The sequence below is a fragment of the Cypionkella sp. PAMC25878 genome (genome assembly GCF_058135695.1).
The window spans coordinates 712,844-724,542 of sequence record NZ_CM176871.1 but is presented as its reverse complement, the minus strand read 5'-3'; the positions used below and the strand labels follow the sequence as shown (position 1 = coordinate 724,542).

Below are 11,699 nucleotides of genomic sequence, written 5' to 3'. Positions count from 1 at the left end.
GGGTCATTGCCCGAAGGAAAAATCTGAAAGAGGTGGTAACGGGGGAAGTGCTCGACTTAGAACCAAGGTTTCTTGATGATGGTCAGCTTGGCCAGTTGGCCCAACTGCTCGGCTTGCAAAGGAGTGGCCGGGATCAACCGCACCGGCAGACCCGCATTGGTCGCTTCGGCGCGCAGGCTGGCGGGATCGACAGCTGCGTTGATCGTGCTGCCATCACCAAACTGCACCTTGACGTGATCGGCAAAGGCGAGGGTCAGCACATCGGTGGCGGGCACGGTTGCCGTCAGCACCATCGGCGCATTGGCGGCATGAACGTTCAGCATCGGCTCGCCCGCGCTGACGGTGGCCCCGACCGTTGCGGCCAAGGCGGTTGCTTTGCAGTCGCAGGGCATCGCAATCGACAGCATCTCGCCCGAGGTGGCGCGGATGGTGAAGGCGACTTCGCCCTTGGCGGCGGCAAGGTTGACGTAATCGACTTGGCCCGCAGAGATCGCGGTCAGCGTCATGCCGTCTTGCACAGCCAGACCGGGGGCGGCGAGCGGCAGGGTGAAGATGCGGTTATAGGCCAAGGTGCCGACCGCTGCGACTAAAGCCAGAGTGGCGAGTGCCAGCCCAGCGCTGCCCAAGACCCGGCTAAACGTCAGGCGCTTTGCGATCATGGTCGTCGCGCGGTTGGCGGGGGACGGAATCGAGGGCGCAACGCCGATCACCTCACCCAAGGCGACCAGATCGCCCGCGATGTAAGAATTGATCAAATGGCGCAGTTGCGGCAGATGCTCGCCCGCCGGATCAACGAAATTGACGGTGGCGTGACCGTTTCCACGATCCAAGGACTGCACTTGCCCCAGCACCTCCAGCGTGACGCTGAAGCCTTTGAACGGGAACATGAAGCGCATCAGGCGGGTGGCGCCATCCAAGGCAGGATCCATCAGCCCGGTGATTTCGGCGGCGACCAGCGACAGACGTTCGCCCTTGAACTGCCGCCCGTCGATGCCGACGACGAAGGGAATATCCAGCAAAGGATGCTCGCCCTGCACGGGCAGATTGGGCAGGTGGCCGATGGTTTGGCTCTCAGCGGTGTTGGTGTCCATTTTCGTATTCCTTCGCGAATTCAGACAATGCCAGACAGAAGAACCACACCCAAAGTCAGCCATCCAAGGGCGAGGGAGTGGGAGAAAGCCGACGACCAGCCTTGCAGCCGTTGGCGGAATGGGAGCGCTACGACGCGGGCTTTACGGGCGGATTGCCGGGTCCAGCGCTGGCGATCGAGGCGGAACAGCACGAAGCTTTTGACGGCCGCCCCGGTGATCTGGCTGAAGTACAGCAAGAACGGATAGGTGATCGGGAAGGGCTGCATCCGCACCGTCGCCAAGATCCAGCAGTAGGTGTAGCGGGTGAACATGATCCAGGCGATGTAGACGGGTAGCGCTAACGGCTCAATAAACACCGCCCCGAACAGGACAGAGATCGGGCCCGCAAGCGTGGTCCAGATGCCGACGCGCTGATCAAGGATCGACCACCAGGTGAACCAGCCGATGCTGTTGGGGGATAGCGACAGTGCCCGGCCATTGGTGCGCAGCATGTTGCCGAACCAGCGCACCATCAGCGTCAGGGCGGAATCGACAAAACCGGGACGCGGTTGGCTTTCCATCGACAGCGAAGCGACATCGGGCAGGTAGCCCATCTTGTAGCCGTTCTTCAGCAGCCAGAACCAAGTGGATTTGTCGTCTCCGGTCAGGAAGTTCACCCGGCCAAGCCGCCAATGGTCGATAAAGTCGCTTTGCACCTGATTGATAAAGCCTGCGTTGGTGGCCAGATCAGCGCGCACAACGCTCATCCGCCCGGTCAGGGTCAGCACGCGGTCGGACAGACCCATCGACGACATCATCACCTGACGCTGGTTAAAGCGCAGCATGAACCAATCGCGGAACAGCGGCATGTCGGTGGCGCGAATCTCGACTTCTTCATCCGTCGTCACAGCGCCCATATCGGGGTTGGTGAAGAACGGCGCAGTTGCCGCCACAATGTTTTCTGGCACGCAGCTGTCGCCATCGACGAACAACACGATATCGCGGCGGGTTGGGGCCTCGCCTGCAATCAGGCGCAGCGAACGCGCCAAAGCATCGCGCTTGCCCGTGCCTGCGATCTGATCGACCATCAGCCGGGTGTTCGAAGTATCTACCGCCATCCGATCAAAGATGTTGCGGATCAGGCGGGCGTCGGCGGTATCGACCACCGAACACACCACGGTCGCCCCACCTGCCGAGGCAGCCGCCGCCCGGAACAGGGCTTGATAGACCCGCGTGGTGACTTCGGGTTCGATCTTGTAGCTGGTCACCAGAAAATACGCATGGGCTGGCGTGGGCAAAGCAGCGTATGCCGCCATCGCCCGCGCCTTGCGCTGAGGATAGACCCATTTCAGGAACAGCGCTGCCCGTCCGAAGTTGATCGCGGCCCAAGTGTAGCGCCAGAGGCCAATCACCCCGACCACCACCAAAGCGCTGCCCACATCGCCCATCGCATGGAACGGCAGGCTCAGGCCAAGCCCAACCATCACAGCGATAAAGGCGATATGTCCTAGCATCATCATTACCAGCAAATACCCTGATAGGTGCCGCCCGAGCGTTTACCCGCCTTAATCCGCGTCAGGTCGATCACCGGGTGCGTGGAGGCGTTCAACTCCTCCAGCGTGTCGTCGTATTTGTTGCCGACCAAAACGATGTCCGACTTCGCCAGCAGTTCCTTAATCGTCGGCACCAAACGGTCCTTCAGATCAATGTTGTAATCGTTGCCACGGCCAGCCGCGCTCATGTCATTGGCGTAGGCTTCGTGCACGAAGGGGTCATAGACGTTCAGCGTCATGCCTTGGTCGATCAGACGGGCGGCGAGTTCAGCCAAGGGGCTTTCGCGCATATCATCGGTGCCGGGCTTAAAGCTGATGCCGACGAGGCCCACCGAGGTAGAACCCGACGCCATCACCATCGCTTCGGCGCGGTTGATCTGTTCGGCATTGGCGACCAGAACCGCATCCAGCAACGGCGAGGCGACTTCAATATCGGCGGCAATCGAGCGCAGGGCGCGGACGTCTTTCGGCAGGCACGAGCCACCAAAGGCAAAACCGGGGCGCATGAAGTATGGGCTCATCGAGACTTTGTGGTCCGAGCAGAGGATCTTCATCACGGCTTGGCCATCCAGCCCGCAAGCCTTGGCGATATTGCCGATCTCGTTGGCAAAGGTCACTTTGACAGCGCGCCATGCGTTCGAGGTGTATTTGATCATCTCAGCCGAGCGCACATCGACGACGTTCACATCGCAGGGCAGGTCTTTGTTCAGCATGGTCAGGAAGTCGGCGGTTTTCTTTTCCAACGCGCCAAACACGATCAGGCCGGGGTCGTAGTAATCCTGAATGGCGGTGCTTTCGCGCAGGAACTCGGGGTAGTAGCCGACGCCGAAACCGACGCCCGCCTCCATGCCGGAGTATTCCTCAAGGATCGGGATGCAGACCTTCTCCATGGTGCCGGGAACGATGGTCGAACGGACGATGACCGAATGGAAGCCGTCTTTGCCGGGAAGTGCTGAGGCAATCATGCGGCAGCAGCTTTCGACATATTTCAGCCCGATTGAGCCATCCTCGGCCGAAGGCGTGCCAACGCAGACAAACGACGCATCGGCGGCGCGCACGGCGGCGGCGGCATCCAGCGTTGCGGTCAGCTTACCAGCGGCGAAAACCTCGGCGATCAGCTCTGGCAGGCCGTGTTCCACGATGGGCGAAAGCCCCGCGTTGATTGAGGCGACTTTGCCCGGATCCACATCCACCGCGATCACCTCGTGGCCGTCTTTCGCCAGACAAGCTGCCGATACCACGCCCACATATCCGATCCCGAATACGACAATTTTGGCCATCTCAATCGTCCTTCTGAAGCGCCTTTCCTGCGGCGAAAATGCGGCAGTGCAGCATTGACGACACATTAAGGATGGCGAAAGAGATTTGGAAAGTCAGGCTAAACCCTTATTTAGTAGGTAATTTTTACCAAATGCCTTACGTTTTTAGGTCTAGTGTAGGGAAAAACCGAAAAGTTTATGCTGCAACGCAGAAACAATAACGACAAGCACAACGCATCCTTTCAGATGCGCTGTGCGACACGTTTTCCCCCGTTTTTGAATTATCAGCCGAAGCGTTCTTCCGATTGAACCCAACCATTACGAATCGCATATTCAACGATGGCGCGGCGTCCTTGCAGGTTAAGTTTGCTGCTACCGCGCGCCTTGTAGGTTTCGATGGTTTTCGATGACAGCTCTAGCTCCAGCCCGATCTCTTTCAGGCTTTTGCCGAAGGCCACCGATTTCAGGACATAGATCTCGCGTTCAGTCAGCTCACGCGGACGGGACACTGATGTTGTGGATTGCGCCGTCTCAAACAGATTCGCGAAGGTGGGGTCGATACAGGTCGCCCCGCCATGAACCGCCGAGATCGCCTGCTCAAGCTGCTCCAGCCCAATCGTGCGCGGCAGCACACCGCGAAACCCTGCGGCAAGGCATGATCTTGCCAAGGTCATCGACAGATCATTGGTGTAGCTGATCAAGCTGCGGGTGCCGAACCGCTCTCGCAGCCTCTGCACCAGTTTGGAAGGAATGAGGTCAAGTTGCGCCGGATCGAGCAAGACAATATCGATTTGCGGCCCGGTCTGATCTTTGGCGTGATGATCCTGAAACGTCTCAAGCACATCGGAGGGCGCGCGTGCAACAGCTTGAAACTCGGACTTTTTTTCTAGCAATGCGCATAAGCCCATTGCAAACATAGGGTCTTTGTCGATGACTACCATCGAAATCGCTTGGTCTGCAGCGGGCATTCTAGACGATCCTTCGGGGTAGGCTTGCGCAGAACAACGCGCAGTCAGGCGTTTGGTTGCTGCGAAAACAGTAAACGTTAACCGGCTCCCCCCGATTGAAACAATGTCACATCTTCAAATCACAGTTGTACAATATGCCGAAGCTTCGTAACGGCACAATAACGCCAAGCAGTATGGTGGTCGCATCAAGCGCAATTTCGCCGAGGCTGACGTCAAATTTGGCAAAAATTCGGGTGGCTGCCTAGTTCGGCAGCCACCCGGAATCTGTGTTGAAGGGAATTTCCCTACATGTTTGCGGGGATAATCTCGGGGCACCTGACGATTGCCCCGACGACTCCCGGCGTATCTTGCGGGTAAAAGCCGTAAAATTACTGCAAAAGGTAGTCTCGCAGGTCTGTCGCATCGACATTGGCCACGGTCAGGGAATCGCCGAGATCGGATGTCAGGGTCAGATAGCTCACACCACTGCGCATCTGGGTGGAAATCGCGAAATCATCGGCGGTCGACGCTGAGCCATCCAGCCAATGCGTCAGCGAATCCGCAAGATCGGCCTCGGCAAAGCCGAAGAACACCAGCGCGTCATGCTCGGCGATGCTGAAATCGCGCACTGTGTTGATGCCGTTGCTGGCGATGAACACATCCGAGCCCGCGCCGCCGATCAGCGTGTTCTTATCCGCGCCGCCGTTCAGCGTATCGCTGCCCAAGCCGCCAGACAGCGCATCGTTGCCTACGCCGCCGTTCAGCAGATCATTGCCCGCATAGCCATGCAGGTAGTCGTCTCCCGCTTCGCCGAAGATGATGTTGCTGCCAGCGTTGCCGATCGCGCGGTTGCCATGGGCGTTGCCGAGAAAATCGAGGTCAGCCCGGCCAGTCATCCGCACGTCATGCACCGAGGAATCCGCCGTGCTATCGCTGGACACATCCACAGTGGCCGGAGTTGAGCCCGCCGCTGCTGTAAGTGCCGAAACCACGGTCAACTGCTTGCTGGTGACGGATTTGACCCCGTCGATGAACTGAAACTCCTCGATGCCCGAGATAAAGGTATGGCCCAGCGCGCTGAGTACAACGCTTTGTCCGCCGATCGTCGTCACCAGAACCTGCGAGCTGTGCAGCCCGATCACCAACCGATCAACACCCTGTCCGCCGTTGATCGTGTCTTCTCCGGCCGAGGCCAGCACCAGATCCGAGCCAGTGCCCATATCAATCCAGTCGTTGCCCGCGCCGCCCTGCACACTGTCATTGCCTGATAATGTACTGATATGCGCCCCGGTATCGACCGCCACCACCATATCAGCCCGCACGGTTGCCACGACATTCTCAAACTTGATCACATTGGCATTGGGATCGGTCGGCGCGCCATAGCTGGTGCCGGAATTGAAAAAGCTGACTGAACCCATGTAGCTTTGCTCGGCTGTTGTGCGGATCGAGTTGTGCACGATCACCGTATTGCCATGGTCCAACCCGCCATGAAAATTGATGTCGCGGTTGGTGAAATCCACTTCGATGGTGTTGTTCGCCGCCGAAGTATAGCTGGCGAACAGCACGGCATGGCGAGTATCCACCGCTTGCAGATGGGTGAAGGTGCTGTCGTAAACATCGCGGATCCAAAACCCATAGCCGTTGCCGCCGTCGCCTTTGTTCTGCGCGCCGGTCACCGTCACATCATCCACCACCGCGTCAATCGAGCGGCCCAGCACCAAGCCGTTCGAGCCCGGATTCACAATATCGACATGCTCGATCACCGTGCGCACCGAGCTGTTGACCAGCACCATCATGCCGCCATCTTCGGCTTTGTTGATATTATTGAAGTTGCTGGGGTCCGCCGTGCCGTAGGCGCCTTGGAAGGTCAGGTTGCGTACGGTCACATCCTCGACCGTATCCGCCACCGCCACGGTTGTGGTTGCGGCATCAAACGCGAAAGGCAGCGGGCGGTCCAGCAAGACGGTGTTGCCATTCACCGCAGTGACGGTGACCATCGCTGTGCGCAAAGGCTTGTCCTGCTGCCACTGGGTATCGCCGATTTCGGCGAACAGGGCGGCGTCATTCGGGCGCTCAATCCACAGCACGTCGCCGACTTTCAGGCCAGTGCTGCTGGTCAGATGCAGATAGGTTGCGCCAAGATTGACACCCTCGCTCAGATGCGTGGCGTTGGTTTCGGTCTCGCGAAACAAAGCCGAACCGATTTGCAGCGCGGGCGCCCCGGCCAGCGCTTTATCGGCGATGATGGTGACGTTGCCCTGCCCTTCCAGGGTGATGCCATCCTTGTTCAACACCACAGTTTTGTTGAAGGTGTAGGTGCCTTGTTGCAGCACAATATGCGTGCCCGCAGCGGCGGAGTTGATTGCGGCCTGTATCGTGGCAGCCGAGCTTCCGGCAGCAATGGTGATCACTGGAGCCGAGTTGGAAGGCGCTGTAGTAGAAGCGCTGGAGAGGGCAGCAGACATTACACACCTTTAGGTTGTTTAAGCAGATGACCCTTATTTGGCTGCGAGTCAAATCGGGCAGTAATGTGTTTGGGGTGCGGCAGCTCTGCGCCGCGCCGGGTCTTGGGGGGTTTGCCTGACAAAACCTGTCAATTTTAGCCCTTCAGATTATCGCCAGATTGGCAACAATATTGGAGGGCTGTTTCCAAAAATCTATATATTCAGCAAACTTACTGCACAGCAATTCTGGATTTTGCTTCAGGCCAGAGGCCGATTCGCTGCCACCGAGACGATGCCGCCGGCCTTGCGTGGTGGATGGGCTTCCGATACGCTGAACGAATAGGGTTTTTTAACCTGTTGCCGTCTTAATCGCCGCCAGACTGCCCCGTACCCCATTGCGATTCAGGAGCATTTTCGATGATCGGCTTGTTTGACGCTTTGATCCGTATGCGGCTGAGTCTGGCGCTGATCGCGCTCTTAGCCCCACTGCCGCTATCCGCACAGGACGCGAGCTTTGCACCCGGTTGGCAAATTGACGCGCAAAGCTCGCAGTTGCGGTTTCAGTCAGTCAAGAACGTCACCAAAGTTGAATCCAGCACCTTTGCCGCGTTCTCTGGCGGGCTGGCGGCGGATGGCACGTTGTCGCTGCATGTGTTTCTGGATTCGGTCGACACCAAGATTGACCTGCGCAATGTGCGGATGCGGTTCCTGCTGTTCGAAACATTCCGCTTCCCCGAGGCGGTGATCACCGCCAAAATCAACGCCGCCGATCTGGTCGATCTGCCGACCCTGCGGCGCAAAACCATTCACCTTACCTATACGCTTGATCTACACGGTGTGAAAAAACAGCTTGAGACGGATGTGGCCGTGACCATGGTGCAAGATGATACTGTCGTGGTGTCCTCGACCGTGCCTGTGGTGATTGCGACCGATGATTTCGGGCTGGCCGATGGCGTGCAAAAGCTGCAAGAGGCGGCGCATGTGGTGATCATCCCTTCGGGCACCATCAGTTTTGATCTGACCTTAAAGCGCAACGGCGGGGCGGTGACGCCTGCGGCCCCGGCCCCGGCAGAAGCTGCCCCCGTCCCCGATGCGCCCGTCGTGGCCGCAACACCGGAAGCGCCTGCCGCAGAGCCGACCACCCCTGCGGTCATTGCCCAAGAACCCACCGGCGATCTGGATCTTGAGGCCTGCAAAGGGCGCTTTGAAATCCTGTCACGCAGCGGAAATATCAATTTCCATTCCGGCTCCGCCCGGCTGCAAGCCGATAGTGCGCCGTTGCTGGATAGCGTCGCCGATATCATCGCCCGCTGCCCCGGCCTGAAGATTGAGGTGTCCGGCCACACCGATGCCGATGGCTCACCCAGCGCCAACCAATATCTGTCGCAACAACGCGCCAAAGCCGTGATGCGCTATCTGGTGAAGAAAGGCCTTGCGGCTGATCGCTTTACTGCAACGGGCTATGGTGAGGACAAGCCGATCTTCGACAACGATACGCCAGAGCATAAATCCCGCAACCGCCGGATCGAATTTGCCTTGGTGCAGCCGTAATATGCAGCAGAGAGCGGCGATATACGCGCTGACCGTGGCGTTGGCTTTGCTTGGCGCGCCGATGCAGTCTCAAACCGATGAGGCTGCGGCGTGGCAAACGGCCCTCGCGTCGCAAGACATCGGCCTGCTGCAAGGCTTCGTGAAAGATCACCCGCAAAGCCCGCATCTGGCCGAGGCGAACGCCCTGCTGGCAAAAAACATCACGGCCGCGCGCGGGCTAGGTCTGATGCCGATTGAGGCGGTTGAAGGCTATGTTGCGCAACACGACCTGATCACCGCCGCCCAAACCTCGAAATCTGTCCGCGACTATCAGGCTTATCTTGCCGCCTATCCGCAGGGCCTGTTCGCGCCCCTCGCGCAAAACGAGTTGGCGCTGTTGGCGCTAAATCCCCCAGCTGATCCTGCGCCCGTCGCCATGGCCGACCCAGTCGCCGTTCCTGTGGCAGATCTAGCCGGACTGACCTTCACCACGCCGTTTCCGGGGGGCGAGTACATTAAGGGCCAGTCGATTGCCGACCTGATTGCCACCGCCAGCCCGCAATTTGCCCCGATTGACGGCCTGCCAGAAGAGGTCTGGCGCGACAAATCCTGTGCCAACTGCCACGCTTGGACCGAAGCCAGCCTGTGTGACCAAGCCAAAACCTACACCAAACCCGAAGCGGCAGAGGCATTGACCAAGCCACATCCCTTGGGTGTGCCTTTCAGAATCGGCCTGAAAGAATGGGCTTTGGGCGGGTGTAAGTAGATGGCACAGACCCCCACCGATCCCGGCACCACCTCGCGTGCGCCAGAGCGCGCCACCACCGTCTCGGGCGGCACCCGGATCATCGGCACCTATGAGATTGACAAACTGATCAGCGCGGGCGGCATGGGCGAGGTATATCGCGGCCATAACATCCATAATGGCGAGCCTGTGGCGATCAAAATCGTGCTGCCCAGCCTCGCGCATGACCCGAAGATCGTCGCGCTGTTCCAAAAGGAAAGCACTACCCTGTCCCGGCTCAGCCACGAAGCCATCGTGCGCTACCACGTCTTTACCAATGATCCGCAGATCGGGCGGCCCTGTCTGGTGATGGAATTCGTCTCAGGCACCCCGGTGTCCGAACGGATTGAGGCCGGGCCAATGCCGCTGGATGAGGTCAAAGTGATGCTGCGCCGCGTCGCTTCGGGGCTGGAAAAAGCCCATCGTGCAGGTGTGGTGCACCGCGATATGTCGCCCGACAATATCATCCTTGAGGAAGGCATGGTGGAACATGCCAAGCTGATCGACTTTGGCATCGCGAAATCCTCGGCGCTTGGCGCGGGGACTTTGTTACAAGGCCAGTTCGCGGGCAAATTCAACTGGGTCGCGCCGGAACAGCTGGGTGCATTTGGCGGCCATGTTGATGGGCGCTCGGATATCTACTCGCTGGCCTTGGTGACGGCGGCGGCCAGCAAGGGGGCTGTGCTACCGATGGGGGATTCCATCGTCGATGCCGTCAGCAAGCGCGCGGCGGTGCCGGATTTGACGGGGGTGGATGCCGGGCTGGTGCCGCTGCTCGGCTGGATGCTGTCGCCAGACCCTGCCGCGCGGCCCGCGACGATGGCACAGGTGATCGCGGCGCTGGACAATCCCACGCTGATCCCGATGCTGCCGGACCCGAACAAAACCCAGATTGGCGGTCCGCTGCCGCATGTCACCGCGTCTGAGACGCAAGACGCCAGCCCCTTCGGCACTGCGGCCTCCCCCGCGCCGTCAAGGATTGAGGCCGCTGCACCCGCGAAGACATCGCTGATCCTGCCAATCGCGATTGCGGTGATGCTGGCCACCAGCGCCGTGGCCTATTTCTCGGGGGCCTTTACCCCGAAACCCGTGCATATCACTGCAGCGCCCGCACCCAGCGCGGCCCCCACTCCAAAACCGGAGCCCGCCGCGCAACCCGCGCCCGTCGAACCTGCCCCGGCTGCCCCTGCGCCGCTGGCCGCCGCCGCCCTGACAGACCTGCTGACCCAATCGCAAGACTGTGGCCCGCTCGGCCTCAGCAACCCACCCGCCGCGGGCTATGCCGAGGCCGATCCTGTGCAAATCAGCGGCCGTATCACCTCTGTCGCCGCAGCGACCGCGCTGAAAACCAGCCTTGTCGCCCTGATCGGCAAGCGCCCGCTGGAGCTGTCGCTGGAGCCGTTGAACCCCGCGATCTGCTCCGTGCTGAATGTTCTGCCGCCGCTGGCGTCGGGTGGCGTTGCGGTGTCGCTGGGCTACGGCGACACCGCCGATCCGAACGCGGAGGGGCATTATGTGACCGGGCAGAACCCGGTGATCGATCTGACGGTGCCGCAGGGCGCGGGGTATCTTTCGGTCACGGTCTTAGATGGATCGGGGCAGGTGCTGCAGCTTTTGCCGGGCAGTGCGCAGCCCGATCCGGGCAAGTTCCGCGTGGCGTTTCCGGTGGTAGAGGCTGGGATTGGGCGGCCTGCGCTGGTGGTCAATCCGGCGGGACTGGGGCTGGCGATGATTTTGGTGCTGCGCTCGGAAGCGGCGCTGGAGGCGGGGCCGGTGATTGAGCCGGTGGGCGCCTTTGTGGAGCGGTTGAAGCGGACGAAGCTGATGTCGATGGATCAGCGGCTGCTGAATTTGACCGCACCTTGAGGATGGGTTGGGAGGTGGTCCCAACTCGGGACCAAAAAGTTTCTTTTCAATTCAATGCTATAAGGTAGATGTTTTTACACTTTCTTAAGGTTTGCACCCGAATCCACGCGCTTTTCTGACCTGCTAACAGGGGCCGTCCGCAGCGGCATCGAGCCGCTTTGAACGGCGTTGCCAGATCCAAGCGGCCCGGCACGCATCATCCTACCGTGGCAACGCCGTCGGAGGGGGCTCGATGCCCCCGAGGAC

At 59.8% G+C, this 11,699-nt stretch carries 8 protein-coding genes; 3 read left to right on the top strand and 5 right to left on the bottom strand.

Features of this window, described 5'->3' with window-relative positions; genetic code table 11:
- Positions 1-56: 56 nt before the first annotated feature.
- The 5 genes from ACS5RD_RS03355 to ACS5RD_RS03335 all read right to left on the bottom strand — a co-directional run bounded on the left by ACS5RD_RS03355 (position 57) and on the right by ACS5RD_RS03335 (position 7,294).
- Positions 57-1,091, bottom strand: a complete 1,035-nt coding sequence (locus ACS5RD_RS03355; protein WP_489929987.1) for a hypothetical protein — start codon at positions 1,089-1,091, stop codon at positions 57-59.
- A 20-nt stretch (positions 1,092-1,111) separates the two neighbouring features.
- Complete coding sequence (locus ACS5RD_RS03350; RefSeq protein WP_489929986.1) at positions 1,112-2,590, bottom strand: glycosyltransferase; 1,479 nt, start codon at positions 2,588-2,590, stop codon at positions 1,112-1,114.
- Positions 2,590-3,903, bottom strand: coding sequence for a nucleotide sugar dehydrogenase (locus ACS5RD_RS03345; protein ID WP_489929985.1), 1,314 nt, complete (start codon positions 3,901-3,903; stop codon positions 2,590-2,592). Before ACS5RD_RS03345 ends, ACS5RD_RS03350 begins: the two co-directional genes overlap by 1 nt.
- A 263-nt stretch (positions 3,904-4,166) precedes the next feature.
- Positions 4,167-4,850, bottom strand: a complete 684-nt coding sequence (locus ACS5RD_RS03340) for a response regulator transcription factor (protein ID WP_489929984.1) — start codon at positions 4,848-4,850, stop codon at positions 4,167-4,169.
- 368 nt (positions 4,851-5,218) lie between these two features.
- Positions 5,219-7,294 carry a calcium-binding protein gene (locus ACS5RD_RS03335; RefSeq protein WP_489929983.1) on the bottom strand — a complete coding sequence of 692 codons (2,076 nt, stop codon included), beginning with the start codon at positions 7,292-7,294 and terminating at the stop codon, positions 5,219-5,221.
- A gap of 396 nt (positions 7,295-7,690) precedes the next feature.
- On the opposite strand from ACS5RD_RS03335, the gene ACS5RD_RS03330 reads away from it, so the two are divergent.
- From ACS5RD_RS03330 to ACS5RD_RS03320, 3 genes are read left to right on the top strand one after another with little or no spacing between them, the layout of a single operon-like run.
- Positions 7,691-8,824 carry an OmpA family protein gene (locus ACS5RD_RS03330; protein WP_489929982.1) on the top strand — a complete coding sequence of 378 codons (1,134 nt, stop codon included), beginning with the start codon at positions 7,691-7,693 and terminating at the stop codon, positions 8,822-8,824.
- 1 nt (position 8,825) lies between these two features.
- Entirely contained in the window at positions 8,826-9,569 is a 744-nt protein-coding gene (locus ACS5RD_RS03325; protein WP_489929981.1) for a hypothetical protein, read from the top strand.
- Positions 9,570-11,453: a serine/threonine-protein kinase gene (locus ACS5RD_RS03320; protein ID WP_489929980.1), complete on the top strand. Its 1,884-nt coding sequence runs from the start codon at positions 9,570-9,572 to the stop codon at positions 11,451-11,453.
- Positions 11,454-11,699 lie beyond the last annotated feature (246 nt).